This window comes from Candidatus Tisiphia endosymbiont of Stenodema calcarata (assembly GCF_964030695.1).
Lineage (GTDB): Bacteria > Pseudomonadota > Alphaproteobacteria > Rickettsiales > Rickettsiaceae > Tisiphia.
The window spans coordinates 218,787-238,441 of record NZ_OZ034911.1 but is presented as its reverse complement, the minus strand read 5'-3'; the positions used below and the strand labels follow the sequence as shown (position 1 = coordinate 238,441).

The 19,655-nt window shown below is 33.2% G+C and carries 17 protein-coding genes; 7 read left to right on the top strand and 10 right to left on the bottom strand.

The features are described from left to right. Positions 1–32: 32 nt before the first annotated feature. The 7 genes from ACQH1W_RS01125 to ACQH1W_RS01095 form a co-directional block, all read right to left on the bottom strand. Positions 33–707 carry a DUF5394 family protein gene (locus tag ACQH1W_RS01125; RefSeq protein ID WP_375332460.1) on the bottom strand — a complete coding sequence of 225 codons (675 nt, stop codon included), beginning with the start codon at positions 705–707 and terminating at the stop codon, positions 33–35. A gap of 24 nt (positions 708–731) precedes the next feature. After that, complete coding sequence (locus ACQH1W_RS01120) at positions 732–1,082, bottom strand: hypothetical protein (protein WP_342278395.1); 351 nt, start codon at positions 1,080–1,082, stop codon at positions 732–734. Positions 1,083–1,171: 89 nt separating this feature from the next. Beyond that, complete coding sequence (gene ctrA / locus ACQH1W_RS01115; protein WP_341762468.1) at positions 1,172–1,930, bottom strand: response regulator transcription factor CtrA; 759 nt, start codon at positions 1,928–1,930, stop codon at positions 1,172–1,174. A gap of 438 nt (positions 1,931–2,368) precedes the next feature. After that, positions 2,369–2,818, bottom strand: coding sequence for a protein-export chaperone SecB (gene secB, locus ACQH1W_RS01110; RefSeq protein ID WP_375332461.1), 450 nt, complete (start codon positions 2,816–2,818; stop codon positions 2,369–2,371). A gap of 31 nt (positions 2,819–2,849) precedes the next feature. Then, positions 2,850–3,416 carry a dCTP deaminase gene (gene dcd, locus ACQH1W_RS01105; RefSeq protein WP_341747229.1) on the bottom strand — a complete coding sequence of 189 codons (567 nt, stop codon included), beginning with the start codon at positions 3,414–3,416 and terminating at the stop codon, positions 2,850–2,852. Positions 3,417–3,812: 396 nt separating this feature from the next. Continuing rightward, complete coding sequence (locus ACQH1W_RS01100) at positions 3,813–4,319, bottom strand: copper chaperone PCu(A)C (protein WP_375332462.1); 507 nt, start codon at positions 4,317–4,319, stop codon at positions 3,813–3,815. 112 nt (positions 4,320–4,431) lie between these two features. After that, positions 4,432–4,689 (bottom strand): DUF2671 domain-containing protein, encoded by a 258-nt coding sequence (locus ACQH1W_RS01095; protein ID WP_341762470.1) that lies wholly within the window; start codon positions 4,687–4,689, stop codon positions 4,432–4,434. A gap of 125 nt (positions 4,690–4,814) precedes the next feature. Between ACQH1W_RS01095 and ACQH1W_RS01090 the strand changes: the two genes are divergently transcribed. The 5 genes from ACQH1W_RS01090 to ACQH1W_RS01070 all read left to right on the top strand — a co-directional run bounded on the left by ACQH1W_RS01090 (position 4,815) and on the right by ACQH1W_RS01070 (position 13,437). Then, the gene (locus ACQH1W_RS01090; protein WP_425361080.1) at positions 4,815–6,587 is read left to right on the top strand and encodes an ABC transporter ATP-binding protein; all 1,773 of its coding nucleotides are present in this window, start codon (positions 4,815–4,817) and stop codon (positions 6,585–6,587) included. Between the two features lie 796 nt (positions 6,588–7,383). Further along, positions 7,384–7,986, top strand: coding sequence for a peroxiredoxin (locus ACQH1W_RS01085; RefSeq protein WP_341762471.1), 603 nt, complete (start codon positions 7,384–7,386; stop codon positions 7,984–7,986). A gap of 188 nt (positions 7,987–8,174) precedes the next feature. Beyond that, positions 8,175–9,419 carry a DNA-processing protein DprA gene (gene dprA, locus ACQH1W_RS01080; protein WP_375332464.1) on the top strand — a complete coding sequence of 415 codons (1,245 nt, stop codon included), beginning with the start codon at positions 8,175–8,177 and terminating at the stop codon, positions 9,417–9,419. A 2-nt stretch (positions 9,420–9,421) separates the two neighbouring features. Further along, positions 9,422–11,938: a type I DNA topoisomerase gene (topA, locus tag ACQH1W_RS01075; RefSeq protein WP_425361079.1), complete on the top strand. Its 2,517-nt coding sequence runs from the start codon at positions 9,422–9,424 to the stop codon at positions 11,936–11,938. Between the two features lie 20 nt (positions 11,939–11,958). Further along, entirely contained in the window at positions 11,959–13,437 is a 1,479-nt protein-coding gene (locus ACQH1W_RS01070) for a glutamate--tRNA ligase (RefSeq protein ID WP_375332465.1), read from the top strand. Between the two features lie 434 nt (positions 13,438–13,871). On the opposite strand, the gene ACQH1W_RS01065 is transcribed toward ACQH1W_RS01070, so the two are convergent. Continuing rightward, positions 13,872–14,408, bottom strand: coding sequence for a hypothetical protein (locus ACQH1W_RS01065; RefSeq protein ID WP_425361078.1), 537 nt, complete (start codon positions 14,406–14,408; stop codon positions 13,872–13,874). 232 nt (positions 14,409–14,640) lie between these two features. Continuing rightward, entirely contained in the window at positions 14,641–16,806 is a 2,166-nt protein-coding gene (locus tag ACQH1W_RS01060; protein ID WP_375332467.1) for a Sca4 family protein, read from the bottom strand. Between the two features lie 367 nt (positions 16,807–17,173). Here ACQH1W_RS01060 and ACQH1W_RS01055 point away from each other — a divergent pair, with 367 nt between their 5' ends. Next, positions 17,174–17,755: a disulfide bond formation protein B gene (locus ACQH1W_RS01055; protein ID WP_375332469.1), complete on the top strand. Its 582-nt coding sequence runs from the start codon at positions 17,174–17,176 to the stop codon at positions 17,753–17,755. A gap of 118 nt (positions 17,756–17,873) precedes the next feature. Next, the gene (locus ACQH1W_RS01050; protein WP_341761403.1) at positions 17,874–18,344 is read left to right on the top strand and encodes a hypothetical protein; all 471 of its coding nucleotides are present in this window, start codon (positions 17,874–17,876) and stop codon (positions 18,342–18,344) included. Between the two features lie 227 nt (positions 18,345–18,571). On the opposite strand, the gene ACQH1W_RS01045 is transcribed toward ACQH1W_RS01050, so the two are convergent. After that, positions 18,572–19,417: a peptidylprolyl isomerase gene (locus ACQH1W_RS01045; protein ID WP_425361077.1), complete on the bottom strand. Its 846-nt coding sequence runs from the start codon at positions 19,415–19,417 to the stop codon at positions 18,572–18,574. Between the last annotated feature and the right edge of the window lie 238 nt (positions 19,418–19,655).

Here is a 19,655-nt window from a genome sequence, read left to right as displayed (position 1 = left end):
TAAAACAATCCATAATAGGTAACTCGCATTAATCAATAAATTGTCCTGCCACTACCTTTAAAATTCTGATGAGCCTTATCTAATTTTTTGATAAATTCTGGAGAATAAGATTTAAGATCACTTTTCGATCCACCTTCATATTTTTTAGCTAGATCTATTCCCCCTCTAATCATATTATAAGCAAAATTTTCTTCCTTTGTTTCTCCAGCTATTCTTTTAGGGTTCATGAACTTATAAACTTGGTATAAAGCAAAATTTTTCACTAAACGTTTTGCTTCCAATCTAGATTGATTACTTATGCCTTGTAGCTTATCTTTTGATTTTATCAAACCTCGGTTATCTTCTTTTACCAATTGTGAATGTTGTTGCATTAAGTAACTACTTACTTCAGCAACATTCTTACTAACAAGGTTCTCATCAATTTTAACACCTAATTTTCCTAATTTCTTGTGTGCAAGTTTACCTAAATATTTTTTTATTAATAGGATGATCTGTGTCTGTAATTTTGTTAGATCCATTGTTTGCTCGTTAAGACAAGCCAATATTTGTTCTATTTCCTGTTCGAAAGCATCGTTGTTACTTAACTCATTGAAAATTTCCATCGCCTCATCAGATCCAAGTTCATCATCAGTGATGCCTACTAATGCATCCTTAATTTGGTCTGCCAATTTTCTAGAGTCCTTTGGTTTTTTATCATTTGTTTCCATTTATTAGTCCCCTGTTTATGAAGTCTATTCTTGAGTAGTAAAATGTCCTCTATAAGTTCGGTGCAACGTGACTCCCCGATGTCTTTCAATTATACTTCGGCACAGTAAGACTGAGTCAATAGATTTTTGTTTTTTAGTAAATTTATGTTCTTTTTCAAGACATAACTCACTTATATTAATATTTTGCCAAACAAGTCCATCAAAAATTTTTGCTTTAATATAACCACTTGACTTTAAGTTATCATAATCTCCTTTGTTAAGACTCAATGCATCATCATTTAATAAAAGCTTAACATCCCCAACATTTGGGGCTGGTATAGGATCAACATATTTAATATAGACTTTACCAGTTAATTCTATCTTGCTAGGTATCATAATGCTCTATCTTATTAAATTAAGCTTCTGTTATACTGCTCGTAAATGGAGAGTTGATAGACGAATATCAAAATCATGATCCTTTTATATCACGACTCTTTGTTATCTTCCATCTCTGATTCTGATGGTTCAATAACTTCTCCCTGAAAATGATGCAATAGTGTTTCTTGTTCATCATATTCTTTCAACATATAACCACGTCCCCATACTGTATCAATGTAGTTTGTACCACCAGCAGCATCAGCTAATTTCTTACGTAATTTGCATACAAATACGTCTATAATTTTAATCTCCGGCTCATCAACACTACTATAAAGATGGTCTAAGAACATCTCCTTATTCAGTACTGTTCCCCTACGTAAGACTAATAATTCTAAAATAGCATATTCCTTATTCGTTAAATGAACCCTTGTTCCATCAACTTCTACAATTCTAGTATCAAGATGAATACTTACCTTGTCAAACCTAACCACTGACTCAGAATGTCCTTTAGAACGACGAACAATTGCATAAATACGAGCAATTAACTCTTCGCGGTTAAATGGTTTTGTGATATAATCATCTGCCCCACACGTAAGTCCTTTAATTTTTTGATCAACTGTAGTAATACCTGATAAAATCAGTATAGGTGTTTTTACTTTAGCAGAACGTAATCTCAGTAGGACTTCAAACCCACTAATATCTGGCAGCATCAGGTCTAAAATAATTAAATCATAATTATAAATTTTAGCTATTTCTATTCCTTCTGTACCAAACTCCACCACCTCACAAATAATTCCTTCTGAAGCTAACGTTAATTCAATAGAACTAGCTATATCACTATTATCTTCTACTAACAGTACCCTCATGATATTTCTCCCATTAACTTTTCTATAATTATTAATTTATTATTCTTTATTACACATCTATGTTCTCATTTTATCTCTATAAGAGCAAGTAATTTTATCAAAATAATATCCAAGTAACGCGAATTTGGGATAAGAATCTGTCAATTCTTATCCCAAATTCGGTGAAATTATCGAAACAATCAGATTTGAGACGGCTCTGCATCTGATTGTTTCGATAATTTTATGGTTAACTTACCTTACACATAACCCCCATGGCAATTTAAAAGTCATAGGAAAAACAGCCTAGCACCTATTAGCGAAGAGCTGCTTTGCGACGACGAAGCAATTGTAAGTTAAAAGTATCTAATGAATGTGGATTGCCACCACACTCACGTGGTCTCGCTAATAGACATCTTGTACTTTTCTACAATTTTTAAATGCTATACGTAAGGTGAATGGTTAATTATCATTTTCTTGCATTTTTTTATGATATAAAGCACCAAAATCAATCGGGTCAATCATCAATGGTTGGAAACCACCATCCTGAGTGACATCAGCAATAATTTTTCTAGCAAATGGGAAAATCATTGCTGGACAATGAATTGCTAGTATTATTTGGTGTTGTTCTTCCTCTATATTAATTAAATTAAAAACCCCTGCATATTTTAAGTCCACTATAAATAGTCTATGCTTTTCACTCATTGCTTTAGCTTCTATACTTAATTCTACCTCATAAAAATTCTCTTCAGGTAAATTAGAAATATTGAGGTCTAGGAATAAGTCAATTTGTGGATTACGTTCCAAAGATACTAAAGATCTCGGAGCGTCTGGATTTTCAAAAGACAAATCCTTTATGTATTGTGCATTAACAGCGATATGAGGCATTTCTTTTTGGTTAGTATCTTTCATAATAATATAGTCCTTTTTTACATTTTAAATTTTAAGTTATTGGAAGGGTAACACCTTTTTGTTTCATATATTTCCCATAACGATCGGCATAAGATATATTACAAGTTTGATCACCTTTTAAAAACAAAAATTGACATGCTCCTTCATTAGCATAAATTCTTGCTGGCAGAGGGGTAGTATTGGAAAACTCTAATGTTACATGCCCTTCCCATTCCGGTTCTAACGGCGTTACGTTAACAATTATACCACATCTTGCATAGGTTGATTTGCCAACACAGATAACTAGCACATCTCTTGGAATTTTAAAATACTCAATTGTTCTTGCTAAGGCAAAACTGTTTGGCGGAATAATACAAACATCAACCTCTCTGTCTACTAAACTATATTCATCAAAATTTTTTGGATCAACTATTGCCGAATTAATATTAGTAAATATTTTAAATTCCTTCGAGACTCTTGCATCATAACCGTATGAAGATAAACCATAAGAAATAATTCTCTCTGAATTATTCAATCTAACCTGCGTATCAGTAAAAGGTGCAATCATATCGTGTTCTATACACATTTTTCTTATCCAATTATCAGACATAATGGTCATATATAATTACACATACTATGTTTAAATTACCGAATATAAATGATATAGTTAAAAATTAAAAGTACTAAAACTTTAATTAGCAGGGCAGCCTCATTAAAATATTTATATATTCTTCTGCTTTAAATAATTAGTTTCGCAAAACTGTAGGAGATTCGCGTATATACTCAAATGATTTGAAGAATTGAATTTGAAAATGAATGGTGAGCATGCGAATCCATGACATTTTCAAAAAACAATTCGTAGGAGCAGAAGAGTATACTCGGATGATCTAAAGAATGGGGACAACAAACAAGGAAGGCTTTGCCAGCGTAGGATGACATCTAGACTATTACCGATACTAGAGTTAAGATAGCTGGCATATAAGGCAAATATCCATTACATTATAAGAACGACTAACTACTTTGTTTTTACTTCTACTTGAACAACTTTCTGAAGCCCATTATCGAAATATAAGAATAAATCAAAGTTATCACCAACTTTTAGTATAGTTTTTAGATCCAAGAGCATAATATGCATACCACCCGGTTGTAAAATAGCACTACTTTTAGCTGGGATGACTAGCTTATCGAGTTTTACCATTTTACTAACCCCTTTTTCATCAACAAAACTTTTATGTAATTCAACCTTGTTAGCTATATCTGAAGAAACATTTACCAAATTGTAATCGAGGTCAGAGTCATTAAAAATCTCAAAATATATTGCAGAATTATTATTTTTGCTAGCAGTGGCAGAAGGTCTTGCCCAAGCATTTAATATTTTAATAGATTCAGTTGATGCAGTAGGAGCTGATGCTTCTAATGATGCTGCTGGATTGTTATTACTTGGTGTGGTAGTTGCAAAACATATTGATAGACTAAAATATAAAGTAACAGCAATGAAGGTTACTATGTTCTTAAGTAGCATATTATTACCATAAATTAAATTAATTACACAATCGATTCACTTAATTATATAACATATTATACATACACTAAGTATATTTTGCAAAAAAATAATATATTTATAGTGTATAATGCTAACTTTGGCTTACTTTAACAAATCTTTGTTTAAAAGAATCCCAATGATAGTGAACATTTACTGTTTTAATTTCTGTAACTGTAATATCTCCATTAGGTAACTGGGCAACATCAAAGCCTTTTTGTATAGATTCGGTAATTAGAGTCGCTGATTGACAAATATACCTAACATTAAAAAAGGGATTATTATCAGTATCTAATGAGCTTGTAGTGTTCTTAGTTGGGGTATTCAAAATAGGTGCGTTTTTTTCTTTCATTCTAAACAACTTCAGATATTCTGTACGTTTTTATAACAGTTTAGTAATAAGGTGGCAAGAGTTTGTTGTTAGATTAGTTTAGGTTATTTAGTCTAATTAGTTTTTTTTGTAATGAGGTGTGTGCTGTGTTAGAAGGTTTTGATTTTTCAAAGTCTGCAATAAGGTTATTTTTCTATTTTTTAAAGAAAAGAAGAATTAAACTAACTATTTTAGGGTTGTTATGCATAATACGGGGAATGATACCAGCTATTGATAGTGTGTTGCTACAAAGAATTATAAATTTGATTGAGTCTTTTTCTAATGAAACAGTTAAAGACCTACCTTCCTCCATGTTGTTTTGGGCAATAATATATGCATTTTGGTGGGTATGTGTAAATACTATGTGGCGAATTTATGATTATATTTATCTAAAAACCATGCCATATATCAAAGCTCAGATATTAGACGAAATGTATAATTACACTCAGTATCATAATCATAGATTTTTTCAAGAAAACCTTGCTGGTCATATTACCAATCGTATTACTGAAGGGGCTAGATCTTTTGAAATGGTTTTGTCTTTATTTGGAGAGAAAATTCTATACAAACTAGCTATAATTGTTTTTGCTCTTGGAACAATGTACTGGGTACATCAAATATTTGCTACTATATTCCTTATACATATTTGTGTTTTTGTAGGGACTAGCGTTATCTGTTCAAGTACAATAAACAAATATTCAGTAAATTATGCACGAAGCAAATCAATAGTTGCTGGCAGTATTGTTGATGCAATTGCAAATATTGGTGCAATACGAATGTTTACTTCTCATAAATTTGAACGTCAGAATCTAGAAGTAAGGATAGATGATGCTGTAGTTAATGAACAAATTATGCAACTCTTTATGTTTAAGCTACGTATTGTACTAGGCATAGCTTGTTCTATAATGATTTTTATAATGGTTTATTATCTAGCTCAACTTCGTAGTCAAATGCAAATAACTATAGGAGATTGCGTGTTGATACTTACTTTATCTATAACGGTTAGTAGTGAAATTTGGGATCTAACGCAGGAAGTAGGAGATATGTTCGAAGAGTTTGGTTCTTTTAATCAAAGTGTATCATTAATGAAACCTCATATTATAGAAGATATTGAGAATGCCCATCTTCTAAAGGTTACAAAAGGTGAGATAATATTTAAAAATGTTAGTTTTAAATATTATCATAATAATAATTTATTTGAGAATAAATCCGTTACAATTTTGAGTCAACAAAGGGTCGGATTAGTAGGGTTTTCTGGTTCAGGAAAAACAACTTTTATTAATCTTATTACACGGTTGCACGATATAGACCAAGGAGAAATTCTAATTGATGGGCAAAATATTAGATATGTAACTCAAGACTCTTTACGAGAAAATATTAGTATAATACCGCAAGAACCAATCCTATTTCATAGGACAGTCATTGATAATATTAGATATGGAAAAAAAGATGCTAGCTTAGAAGAGATAATAGAGGCAGCAAAACTAGCTCATATACATGAATTTATTGAGAGCCTAACAGAAGGATACCAAAGCTTATGTGGTGAAAGGGGTAATAACTTGTCAGGTGGTCAGAGGCAGAGAATAATAATAGCACGGGCAATATTAAAGAATGCTCCAATATTAATTCTTGATGAAGCAACAAGTAGTCTAGATAGTAAGACTGAGGAGTTGATACAAGATTCTCTATATTATTACTTAATGCAAAATAAAACTGTATTAGTTATAGCTCATAGATTATCAACTTTGTTGAATATGGATAGAATTTTAGTTTTTAATGAAGGTAGCATAGTTGAAGATGGACAACATGAGGAATTACTAAAAAACAGTAAATTGTACAAAAAACTATGGAAATCACAAGTAAAAGGCTTAATAATTTAAAGAAATTGCTGATTATTTCACCTTACGTATAGCATTTAAAAATTGCAGAAAAGTACAAGACGTCTATTAGCGAGACCACGTGAGTGTAGTGGTAATCCACATTCATTAGATTGCTTCATCGCCACAAAGTGGCTTCTCGTAATGACGCTAGGCTGTTTTTCCTATGACTTTTAAATTGCCATGGGAGTTATGCGTAAGGTGAGTGATTATTTATTACATGACTTATAGTTCTCGTACCATTTCCGATTATGGCATGCGCTCAACTATTGATTGCAATTTTTAAATTACTCTGCTAATTCATTTAAGATTTGGTATTGTAATACATTATTATTTTGTGTATCATAACTTGAGTTCGATGTAAGACATCGGTTTAATAGCCTAGGGTGTTATCCCATAACTGTTGAAAGTTAAAAAATCGTCATTGCGAAGTGCCGTTAGGCACTGTGGCAATCTTCATGATAGTCAAGACCTCCTTCACAAGATTGCCACGTCGCCGCTTGCAGCGGCTTCTCGCAATGACGGTTTATAGACGTATATGTCATTGCGAACGTACGTGAGCGTGGCAGTCCATGAAGCTGTCATATAGATTGCTTCGTCGACCTTATGGGCTCCTCGCAATGACGGTTTAAGCCTTACAACAGCATTTCGCAATGACGGTTTTTTAACTTTCGACAGTTGTGAGGTGACATCACCCCTAATGAGGATAATTACTTGAGCCTAGTATTAATTTGCTACATCGATACTTAAGGTTACCATAAGAAATATTTTTAATCACTTGAAACTGAAGGAATTTAAAATGCAAGTATTCGTTGGAAAAGCTGCACCGGATTTTACAGCTAAAGCTATTATGCCTGATAATAGTATAGAATCTGAATTTAATCTTAAAAATTATGCTACGGGTCATAAAGTTGTATTGTTTTTTTATCCCCTAGATTTTACTTTTGTTTGTCCATCAGAAATTATAGCTTTTAATAATAGATTAGGAGAATTTACTGAGAGAAATACAAAGTTAATAGCAATAAGCGTTGACTCGCATTTTTCTCATTTGGCTTGGAAGAATACTCCTTACAATAAAGGTGGTGTTGGCAATATCCAAATTCCTATGGTGGCAGATCTTAATAAAAATGCCTCACATAGTTATAATGTACTTCATGATGATGGAATATCACTGCGTGGTACTTTTGTTATTGATGAAGAATTCATAGTACGCCATTTGTCAGTTAATGATTTGCCAATTGGTAGAAATATTGATGAAGTAATAAGACTGATAGATGCCCTAGACTATAATGCAAAGCATGGTGAAGTATGTCCAGCTGGGTGGCATAAAGGTGATGAAGGTATTACCCCATCACATAAAGGAGTGGCAGATTACTTAGCTTCTAATGCAGAAAAATTATAGTATATAGCGTAGGTTTTGCCGGATCAGTAGGATGTCATTGCTAGCTACTAACACCAATATACCGTAGCTAGAGATGACATCGAGATTTCTTAAGTTGACACACATAGGTTTACGCAGGTTTCCACAACCAGTTGTCATTTTTAAACTTCCCTAGTTAGAAATTAATTGTTTTTTTATTTTTTTACTTAGTGGGAAAAAATTTTGCTATATACTGCAAATATCATCCAAGGGATAATTTATGTCAAAGTAAGCTTAAAGCCAAAGAAAGAGATTTGATGCTTAAGGAGCTATTTTTGGATACTAACCGAGTATCTTATACAAAAGAAACAATTGATATTCTAAGACTAATTAGGAGTGAAAATGTTGGTCCAAGGACTTTTTGGAGTTTAATAAAGCTATTTGGTAGTAGTAGTGCTGCTATTGAAAACATCCAAGAATTTTCGCTGCGAGGTGGACGTTCTAAACCAGTAAAGGTATTTTCACAAAGTGAGGCAAGTAAAGAACTTGAGCTTTTGGAAAAGAATAATGCCAAAATTATTACCTATAAGTCTCTAGAATATTCAAGGTTATTGTTAGAGATTTTTGATTGCCCACCTATACTAAGTTATAAGGGCAATATCGGGTTATTATCACACGAAAGATGTTTAGCAATTGTTGGAGCAAGAAATGCTTCAGTAAATGGTCGTGCTTTTGCAGCTAAAATCGCTAAGGAATTGACAGACGCAAATTATATAATGGTTTCTGGACTTGCAAGAGGTATTGATACGGCAGTGCATCAAGTTAATATCTCTAAAACAATAGGAGTTATAGCTGGAGGAATTGATCATGTTTACCCCATAGAAAATGTTAAATTATTCGAACAAATTCAACAAGAGGGGTTAATAATTGCTGAATTACCAATAGGTTCAAAACCTCTTGGACAACATTTCCCACAACGTAATCGATTGATTTCTGGTATATCTCTTGGAACGGTAGTAATTGAGGCAAGCCTAAAATCTGGATCATTAATAACAGCAAGGTTTGCTTTAGAACAGAATAGAGAAGTATTTGCAGTGCCGGGATTTCCGTTAGATCCTAGGTGTCAGGGTACTAATAAACTCATCAAGGAAGGAGCATACATGGTGGAATCTACCCAAGATATAGTAACTAATCTACCACATTTTTCTAAGGTTGTCAGCAAATCTAAGGATGTGGCAAATGATTCAGCTGAGAATAACCAGTTTAAAGCGTTAGATATAAAATATGCTAATCCAATTACCAACGATATGCGTATGAAAGTTAAGGAGCTTTTATCTTCAACTCCTATAGATTTTGATTGTTTGCATCAAACGCAGCTACCTTTGCAGGTTATATATATGATAATACTGGAGCTAGAACTGGCTGGAAAAATAACTAGATATCCTGGCAACAAGATATCTTTAATTTATAAATAAATATGAAATTAGTAATAGTAGAATCGCCAGCAAAGGCGAAAACGATAAATAAATATCTAGATAATGGTTTTAAAGTTATTGCTTCGTTTGGGCATATTAGAGATTTACCATCTAAAAATGGTTCAGTTCTGCCAGATGAAGATTTTGCTATGAAATATATTATATCAGATAAAGCAGAAAAATATGTTGAAGCAATAACTAAAGATGCTGCCAAGGCTGAAATGGTTTATCTAGCAACAGATCGAGACCGAGAAGGAGAATCAATTGCTTGGCATGTTGCAGAAATAATAAAAGAAAAAAACTTGGTTAAATCTAGTGATTTCTTTAAAAGAGTAGCATTTGATGAAGTTACAAAAAAAGCTATTTTACATGCAATTGAAAACCCAAGAAAAATTGATATTGATTTGGTTAATGCTCAGCAAGCAAGGAGGGCATTAGACTATTTAGTAGGATTTACTTTATCGCCGATATTATGGCGTAAATTGCCAGGATGTAGATCAGCCGGAAGAGTGCAGTCTGTAGCACTGAGACTTATTTGCGAACGAGAAGATGAAATTGAACGTTTTAAATCGCAAGAATATTGGGATATTAGTCTTAATGTTCTTAATAGTAATAATGAACCGTTTTTAGCGAGATTAACTCATGTTAATGGTAAAAAATTAGAGAAATTCTCAATTACTAATGAACTAGCTGCCAATGATCTAGTCAAGAAAATAAAACTAAAGAATTTTCATGTTGCCTCTATAGAAAAAAAACAGCAAAAACGTCAACCGCAACCGCCTTTTATTACCTCTTCGCTGCAGCAAGAAGCTGCAAGAAAATTAGGGTTTACTGCTAAGAAGACTATGCAAATTGCCCAAAAACTTTACGAAGGTATGGATATAGGTAATGAAACTATAGGTTTAATCACTTATATGAGAACGGACGGGACAACTCTTGCTAGTGAAGCTGTTGAGCAAATACGTCAGTTGATAGATAAGAATTTTGGGGATAAATATCTGCCAGCTAGCCAGCGAACTTATAAATCTAAAGCTAAAAATGCCCAAGAAGCTCACGAAGCGATTAGACCAACTGATATTACCCTGCTACCAGAAAAGTTAAAGGATAAACTAGATAAAGACTTTTACAAACTTTATGACCTAATTTGGAAGAGAACGGTAGCTTGCCAAATGGAAAATGTTATTATTGATTTGGTAGTAGCTCAGCTTGATACAGTCAATTCAGGAGGATTTGATGCTAGGAACGATGGAGCGAAGCCTATAGATAATAGGCGAGCGACGAGTGACGACGTCACCAAATTCTCATCAATTGACTGTACAGAAGATAAAGAATTTACATGCAGAGCAAATGGCTCAATTATTGCGTTTGATGGTTTTTATAAAATTTATCGAGAAGGTCTAGATGATGAAACAGAAGAAGAAAATAGACTTCTACCACCGCTAAAAGAAGGAGAGAAATTAATTACAGATTCAGTAAATCCAGCACAACATTTCACTGATCCGCCACCAAGATATTCTGAAGCTAGTTTAGTAAAGAGGCTTGAGGAACTTGGTATTGGTCGCCCGTCTACTTATGCTTCGATTATATCAGTGTTGCAAGATAGAAAATATGTAGTTGTTGAGAAAAAACGATTCTTTCCAGAAGAATTAGGGCGTTTAGTTACAACATTTTTGACAGGTTTTTTTAAGAAATATGTGGAATATGATTTCACAGCTGATCTTGAAAATGATTTAGATGAGGTGGCAGAAGGTAAAATAGAATGGAAGTCTTTACTAAAAAAATTTTGGGATGGGTTTAATAATAATGTAGAAGTAGTTAGTGGAAAAAAAATATCTGATATAATTACTTATGTTGAAGAAGCCTTAGATTATCACTTATTTGGAGAAAAGTCAGAAAGTAACAATTCAAGAATTTGCCCATCCTGCTCTACAGGTCAATTAGGTCTGAAGCTTGGTAAGTTTGGAGCATTCTTAGCTTGTAGTAATTACCCAGAATGTACTTTCAAAAAACAAATTACCCCTAAAAATAGTGATGATGTTGCTACTATGGAAGAGAACAAACTATTAGGAGTAAATAAGGATGGTTTTGATGTTTTTCTAAAGAAAGGTCCTTATGGTTTATATGTACAGACTAGTGAGCAAGTTGCCAAGGGTGAAAAACCAAAGCGTGCATCATTGCCACCTTCTATTGCCCAAAATGATGTTACTCTTGCTTTAGCTATGAGGTTGCTTGAGTTACCGGTTAAATTATGTTTGCATCCTGAATCTCAACAAGAAATTATACTTGGTATAGGTAGATATGGTCCGTATCTTAAATATCTTGATAGGTTTATTTCAATACCAAAAAGATATGATCCTTTTACCATAACAACAGAGATCGCTGTAGAAATAATTGAAACTAGTAACAATAAGTTAAAGAATAAACAAGAGAAAGATAATGGCAAGCAGGTAATAGTTGCAAAAAAAACTTCTAAAAAGAATGCTACAGCAAAAAAAACAACAAAAAAGAAAAAAGTATAATAAGCGGTTAAGATAAAATTATGGGAAGGGTTATCACAAGATTCGCACCATCACCAACAGGTATGCTACATATAGGTAATAGTAGAACAGCTCTGATAAATTGGTTATATGCTAGAAAGCATAATGGCCTATTCATTTTAAGGTTTGATGATACTGATTTTGAGCGTAGCAAACAGCAATATAAAAATGCTATTGAACAGGATTTGAAATTTCTAGGGCTTAACTGGGATCAAACTTTTTGCCAATCTAATAGACTTGCTAAATATGAGGCTGTAAAGACATTATTATTGCAAAAAAATAGATTATATCCTTGTTTTGAGACTCAAGAAGAGCTGGAACTGAAACGTAAATTACAATTATCAAGAGGACTCCCCCCCATCTATGACCGGGCAGCTTTGAATTTAACTCAACAACAAATAAATGATTATATTAGTCAAGGAAGAAAGCCACATTATCGATTCTTGGTATCGCATACTCCAATTATATGGCAAGATATGATTAAGGGTGAAGTTAAATATGATGGGAAAAATCTTGGTGATCCGATAGTTATCAGAGAAGATAATAGTATGACTTATATGCTTTGTTCAGTTATTGATGATATTGATTATTCGATTACCCATATTATTAGGGGCGAAGATCATGTAACTAATACGGCGATTCAGCTACAAATGTTTGAAGCCCTACAGGGAGTGCTATACTCACATCAAAAGAGTATATACTCAAATGATTTGGAGAATTGGAACGGAAAACAAGGGGAGAGCGAACGGAGCGTACATAAGGTACGTGAGTACGCGAATACCCTGCAGTTTTCCGAAGCCAATTCTTCAAAGCAGAAGAGTATACCGAATTTTGCTCATCTTGGTCTAGTTATTAGCCGAGATGAAAAAATATCTAAAAGAATCGGAGGGTTTGAGATCGCTGCTCTAAGGGATGAAATTGGATTAGAACCAATGGCAATTAATAGTTTTTTTAGTTTAATTGGTTCGTCATCAAGTATTGCATCGTTTAAGAATTTAGATCAGCTAATAAAAGAATTTGACATTAATAATTTTTCTAAAAGTCCCACAACTTATTTGCCGGAGGAATTAGAACGTCTGAATCATAAATTACTAATTAGCCTTAGTTTTGATGAAGTAAAAGATCGTTTAAGAGAGATTAAGGCTGAGCAAGTAACTGAACAGTTTTGGTTGGCAGTGAGAGCTAATTTGCAAAAATTATATGAAATAAAAGATTGGTGGAATATTTGTTACTCCCCATCTAAAGTTGAAGGCTTAGATAAAGATTTTTTAAAACAGACAGCTATATTATTACCAGACGACCCAATCACCCTCGACAGCTGGAGCATATGGACTAAAAAAATTATGGTCGTTACTGGTAAAAAGGGCAAGGATGTATTCTTACCTCTAAGGCTTAGCATAACGGGAATGGCATCCGGACCGGAAATGTCAGTAATATTACCCTTACTTCGCAGAGAGGAAATTATAAAAAGATTAAGTTGATTTTTGTGTTGATCTAAAAAAATAGCCTGAAAGGCTATTAACCCCAGCATCCGTAATGGAAGTCAATAAGAAAATAATAACTTAACATAAATTTTCATTTCTAGAATTGGCTTTAATATAAGGAAAGATGCATTCTTAAAGCGGCTAACGCGAATGCATTTTAAACCTTTCTAAAGCTAAAAACATGATTTTAATCTTTTAAAATCATGTTTTTAGCAAAATGGATTGCCACGCTCACGTACGTTCGCTCGCTAATAGACATATACGTCTATAAAACGTCTATTAGCGAGGAGACCGTAGGTCGACGAAGTAATCTATAATTTCACCGAATTTGGGATAAGAATTGACAAATTCTTATCCCAAATTCGCGTGTTACGGATTCTAGAACGAAAATAACGATCGATAAGACCATTAGATAGAAACCTTCACACCTACTAGTTCGGACAGATATCAGCTTTACAAACTCCAATAATAACTCCATTAGTATTATTAGTTATAGTTGCGTTCATACTAGAGCCACATGCTATGAAAGTCATATCTTGACAATTCCTAACTTGAATATGACCTGAAGATACTTCAGTTACATTACATCCTGTTCCTGTAATTTGTGGGGGTTTAGTACCAATCTCATAAGTTATGTCAAAGTTAGCAAGAATTATATTGGTGTGATTATCTCCAAAGCTTGTGCATCTCCACACTTGACCTGTATAACTTATGCGATTCTTCCACTTAAAACTGCATGTATCACCAAGAGCAAAATACCAACCAGCATCGCCCATACTATGGCATTGGTCATCTTGTATATCTGATTTAACTAATGAAGATTTTTGACTTTTTATTTGACTAGAAGAATTATCTAATTTGTTAACATTCACTGGATCGTTTTTTATTTTTTCCATTGCTGGATTGCTAGCAAATGCAGATAAAGTGGTACACAATATAAAAGGTATAAAAAAAGAAAATCGCTGCATATTTATCTCCTTGTTAATGTTAATAATTATATAGTTTGATAGCGTAACATTTTTTCTGTAAATTGCATGTTAACCCGCTTACTTACGTTAAATCTACAGAAAGAATGTTCGCTATCGGGACACAATAGGCTATTAAACCGATGTCTTCTAACAAACTGTTCTAATAGTTTGTGTTTTTACAAAATGCGTAGCATTTTGTTTGCTGCTTACATAAAACTTAAGTTAAAGTAAATTAGGATAAACCATGACCTCCTACCTTCCGAGTTTTAAAAGTAGTAGCTGGCGTTTTGGATTCTTGCTTAATTTCAACAATTCTATCATTTAGGAATTTTTGTAAATTTACATCATCTTTAACATTAACATGTTCTCCTTGCCGTTGGTATCCCATTTTAGGAGATCCATTTATACTTGTTATCCTCTCTTCTGTTCTTAATCTAACCTGCCCTACATTCGCTTCTCTCTCTCCTCCAGAACCAATTTCTTTAACTCTTTCTCCCCTTCCATCCGCTTCAACCTTTGCTAATTCCATTAATAGTTTTATCTGTTCTTGAGGAGTTGATAATTTTTTTAATTCTTCATTGATATATTGTTTCTGCTTTTCAAGTGCATTTTTTTGCAAATTTTTATATATCTCTTCTGCTTGTGCAGTAATCTCAACATTGGTTTTTCGAGATGGAATTACCTGTGTTGTAAAGTTGTTCCTAAGGGATTGGGCTAGCTCTTTTGCACTTTCCTTAACAGACTTTGACCCAACTAATCTGCTAGCTGTACGAACATTATCAACTACTTTTGGTGTTAGAACGGGGGCATTCTGAAGAGTGGGCTTAGGTTCATCTATAATATTACCCCTTGGATTTACTTTTTCTGGTTTTAGAACAGGTGTGGGATCTAGGGCATCAAGAGGCTTATCTAGAATATTAACACTTGCATTTACTCCTTCCTTTTGGGTCGTGTCAGCAAGAGAAACCACAGCCTCTTTTGTTCTACCCAACTCCTCAGTCTTCTGAGGGGAAGTTATAATACGGTCCACAGATAGTGTATCGATAGATTGTGAAATATCCACGCCATGTCCCTTGTTTTTGGCTACTTCTTGCATCATTGCTTTATATTTTTCTTGCGTTACTGGCAAGGTATAGATTTGTCCACCATGTTCTATATAGCCAACTGCATCAGAGCCAGTTCCATTAAACTTAACTGGACGTGGTGAGCTGACCTCGATTAGCCTACCATCATCATCATAGTGAGCCGTAAAATATACAGCCTTACTTGCAGCAATATTTCTGCCATGCTGATCCTTTACCGCTAGCGATAAATGCATTGGACCACCATCATTAAGTTCTATCGGAAAATCTATCGTCCTATAATTTTTAATTTCTACTGGAGTACCATCACTTTTTTGCACTGTTTGAGGAGGATTTATTTGATGTGTTGCTTCTGTTAATGTAGCAATCTCACGATCATTTGCATCTCGTACTATCTGCGTTTTAGTAGTAATACCATTAGCACTTCCTCCAACTCCATCCTTCCATTCCATAGTACTAAATCTATCTGCAAACTGAGTATGAACATTCTTGTAGCCGGCAATTTCGACTTGTTCCAAAGCTCTTTTTAACTCAACTCCTCTCAGAACTTCACTGATTTTCTCTTTGTTTTCTTCATTCTCACAGTACGCACGAAATTTAGTTATATCTCCAATTTCTTCTAGTTTCGCTATATTATTCTTTACTAGAGCTTCAACTATTAGCTCCCTCTGCTTGGTTAAGATTTGATTCCTAATTGCTTGGGTTATAGGGTCAACATCTAGATCGGCAGCAGAAAAAGAAGAGGACCGGATAGAGTCAAAAGAAGGACCTTCAGAATGCTCTTCTAATTCTCTAAGATTTTCCTCAGCAGAACCTTGCAATACAAAAACGTCCTGAGCGAGTTCTTCTTGAGCAGGTTCTTCTTTAGTAGAAGTAATGATTGCCTGCAACTTATCTTCATATTTTTCTAAACCACCAAGAGTTTTTTTACTCTGCATGGATTGTTGCAGTTTGTCAGCTAATATATCAAACACTATAAATTTATTAAATGTTAACTTATCTTGTTCAGTTAACTCATCTTTAGTCTTTTCCCCTATCTTTTTACATTCATCAGCATTAGTCTTGATTGCTTCAGCCAAACCGTCTAATACATCATTTACTACAACAACCTTGAGTTCTTTTGAAATATAATGATTTTCCAAAACTCTATTTGGAATTTCAAGTAGGTGGTTAAATAGAGGATCAACGACCTCATGTTCAACTAGATCATTTTTTGCCTGAATATCTACTTTTTCTCCAGCTTTATCTATTTCAATCATCAAGTCTGTATAATAATCAAAATACTCTCTAGGATTTTTCTCTTCACTCTTACTCATTTTTACCACCCTATTCTTAAATTCTAATTATATTGATGCTAAATAATATTCTTATTTAAAGCAACTAAAAAAGTAGAGTCCATCACTTTAATTATATCATAAATAATATTAGCACTAAGCATATACGCAATTATATCTTGACATTTTCTTTGCCTAGAGGCAAACTAAGCTCTAACAAGCGGAAGTAACGGTAATTATGATCTTGATATTTATTTTAATGTTTTATGTTTTTACAATTAATAGGCATAGAGATAGCCAAAAGAGCTATAATTTTATCATACCATTATTTTATATTAATCTTTTAATAGCTAATATCTATTTTTACTTACATGCTACTGACCACTTAAATATCTCTTTTTAATTTGTTATGAACCCAGTTTCAAGCCAACCTACAATAATTATATATATTGCTATTGCTATTTTATGTATAGTAACAAATGTCGTAGCCTTTATTTTCCAATTTTTTTATTATGAACTACCCTGCCCTTTATGTTTATTACAAAGATTCGGTTTTATTGCTATCGGACTTGGAGCACTACTTAGCATAATATATAATCCTTCTTGGAAATATGATATGATTATATTCATCTCTAGTATTTACACGCTGATGGTAGGGCTTAGGCAGGTTTTGCTGCATATTTTACCCCATGATTTAGGATATGGTAATACTTTCCTTGGGTTACATTTTTATACATGGTCAGCAATAATTTCTTTTTCTTTAATCCTATTAATGTCTATAATTCCTATAATTAGCCTTATTCTAAGTAAATTTAGTATACTACAATTTTATCCTAGTTTTGTACCTACATTAATTGAGATTAGTTTGATAATTATCACTCTTGTTAATGTGTTTGCAACTTATTTTGAATGTGGTTTTGGCATATGTCCTAGCGATCCTACAACTTACTTAGAATGGAAAAATTTACAGCAATTATTTGGTAGTAGTTAAGTAATTTTAATTTATTAGATATATGTTTAAAAAAGATAACTATTCAAGAAGTTTAATTATATTATTATAATAGAACATCATGAAAATTTTTAATAATAACCAATAAATGGAGGATACAATGTCAAAAAGCTTTGTAGAAAAAGTAAAAAAAGGGGCAGCAAAATTAGCAGATAAGGTAGAGCAAAAGGTAGAACAATTTGTTGATGCTGTACCAACTGATGATGAGATAATGGACAAACTCCGAGATGGATTTAAAAAAATTAACTCTAAAGTTGCTCAAGTAAGCCCAGAAAGTGCAAAAACTTTGCGGAAGATAGAAGGAAAAATAGGGGTTAAGCCAAGTCCACAAAATCTTGCTGAAATAGTTGATGACTTACATAATCTCAAAGATAATTTTATGAAAGACATGAAAACCCCAAAAGTGATCACTCAATTCGGCGATTTTTTAAAATCTACTATTGCTTTAATAGGATCTATTGGTAAATCTGCAAAAGAACGTGGAAAAGCATATGATAACTTTAGCAAATCAGTAGAAGCTCTAGGTAAAGCAATTAGCAAAGCATTCGAGGGACCGTCAAAGACACGTTGAGGAGTAAAATATTACCAAGGCGGATTGATTCCTGCGTGGGTTCATTAGTGTCCGGAGCTATCTTTATAGTTAACCCAAGGAGATTCTAGCTATAATAATAGAAGTGCTGTCACCCCTGCTTCAGTGCGGGGTCTAGATTCCCGCCTTCGCGGGAATGACATTAACCCTAGCAGGGATGACACAATAGGCTACTAAACCAATATCTTACATCAAATTAAGGTGTTAGATTATTTTTTAGTCTCATTTGTTATTTGTGACTTTGGTAACATTATTTTGATATCAGCTTTACTTTCAAGATCAGCAACATACTTTAATATAGCATCTCTACTAAGTTGATTGGTTATACTAGCAGTAGCTTCCTCCTTAGAAGGTATTTGTGCAGGTCTTTTATCAAGTACAGTAATTATATGCCAACCAAATTGGGTTTTAACTGGAGAAGAGATTTCATTTACTTTCATTGATAATGCTTTATCTTCAAATTCAGGTACTAGCTGTCCAGAAGTAATATAGCCTATTTCTCCACCATTTGCTTTAGACCCTTCATCTTTTGAGAAATCCTTAGCAAGCTTAGCAAATTTTTCCCCTTTTTTAAGTCTATTTTGTACATTTATTGCTTCTTTTTCAGTTGCAACCAAAATATGACTTACTTTTACTTCCTCTTTTCCTTTTAGGCTAGCAACTAATTTATCATATTCAGCATTAATCATTTTCTCATCAACATGAGATTTTACATAACACTCCATCAATTCTTGCTGAACCAATTGGTTTTTTACGACATTCAACTTAGATTGGAATTCTTTTGAAGATTCAATATTAGAATTCTTGGCCTCTTGCTCAAGCAATTTTGCATCGATATAGCCCTTTACTAACATTTCCTGTATATTCGCATCGAAATCAGTAAACTTTTTTCCTTTAGCACTTGGTTGGGTATCTAAAGAAGGTTGGAATTGTTGCATAACCTGTGATTCTTTTACTTCACCACCTTTGTAGGTAGCAACAATTTTATCTTCATCAGCAAAAGCACTACTCGCAAGTAAACTAGCAGCTAAAAAAATTATAGTTGTTCTTTTCATTTGTTATCCATTATTATATATTGTTTATGATAGCTGGATTTTATAAGGATAACCCTTCTACGTCAACAGCTATTTACAATTTGTTTGATAAATATCATAAAATATCATATTTTACAGGATATTTACTAACCTCAATTAGATATAAGAATTGTTAATTCTTATATTGAATTCGGTGAAATTATAGAAACAATCAGATTGGAGACGGCTCTGCATCTGATTGTTAAATCATGTCATTGCG

What these genes read in the sequence shown, in the direction of transcription:
- dcd (WP_341747229.1), bottom strand. Translation starts at nt 3,416, where the DNA reads ATGACCATTATGTCTGATAATTGGATAAGAAAAATGTGTATAGAACAC.
- ACQH1W_RS01120 (WP_342278395.1), bottom strand. Translation starts at nt 1,082, where the DNA reads ATGATACCTAGCAAGATAGAATTAACTGGTAAAGTCTATATTAAATAT.
- ACQH1W_RS01125 (WP_375332460.1), bottom strand. Translation starts at nt 707, where the DNA reads ATGGAAACAAATGATAAAAAACCAAAGGACTCTAGAAAATTGGCAGAC.
- ACQH1W_RS01065 (WP_425361078.1), bottom strand. Translation starts at nt 14,408, where the DNA reads ATGCAGCGATTTTCTTTTTTTATACCTTTTATATTGTGTACCACTTTA.
- ACQH1W_RS01085 (WP_341762471.1), top strand. Translation starts at nt 7,384, where the DNA reads ATGCAAGTATTCGTTGGAAAAGCTGCACCGGATTTTACAGCTAAAGCT.
- ACQH1W_RS01100 (WP_375332462.1), bottom strand. Translation starts at nt 4,319, where the DNA reads ATGCTACTTAAGAACATAGTAACCTTCATTGCTGTTACTTTATATTTT.
- ctrA (WP_341762468.1), bottom strand. Translation starts at nt 1,930, where the DNA reads ATGAGGGTACTGTTAGTAGAAGATAATAGTGATATAGCTAGTTCTATT.
- ACQH1W_RS01070 (WP_375332465.1), top strand. Translation starts at nt 11,959, where the DNA reads ATGGGAAGGGTTATCACAAGATTCGCACCATCACCAACAGGTATGCTA.
- ACQH1W_RS01055 (WP_375332469.1), top strand. Translation starts at nt 17,174, where the DNA reads ATGAACCCAGTTTCAAGCCAACCTACAATAATTATATATATTGCTATT.
- ACQH1W_RS01095 (WP_341762470.1), bottom strand. Translation starts at nt 4,689, where the DNA reads ATGAAAGAAAAAAACGCACCTATTTTGAATACCCCAACTAAGAACACT.
- secB (WP_375332461.1), bottom strand. Translation starts at nt 2,818, where the DNA reads ATGAAAGATACTAACCAAAAAGAAATGCCTCATATCGCTGTTAATGCA.
- ACQH1W_RS01060 (WP_375332467.1), bottom strand. Translation starts at nt 16,806, where the DNA reads ATGAGTAAGAGTGAAGAGAAAAATCCTAGAGAGTATTTTGATTATTAT.
- ACQH1W_RS01050 (WP_341761403.1), top strand. Translation starts at nt 17,874, where the DNA reads ATGTCAAAAAGCTTTGTAGAAAAAGTAAAAAAAGGGGCAGCAAAATTA.
- ACQH1W_RS01045 (WP_425361077.1), bottom strand. Translation starts at nt 19,417, where the DNA reads ATGAAAAGAACAACTATAATTTTTTTAGCTGCTAGTTTACTTGCGAGT.
- topA (WP_425361079.1), top strand. Translation starts at nt 9,422, where the DNA reads ATGAAATTAGTAATAGTAGAATCGCCAGCAAAGGCGAAAACGATAAAT.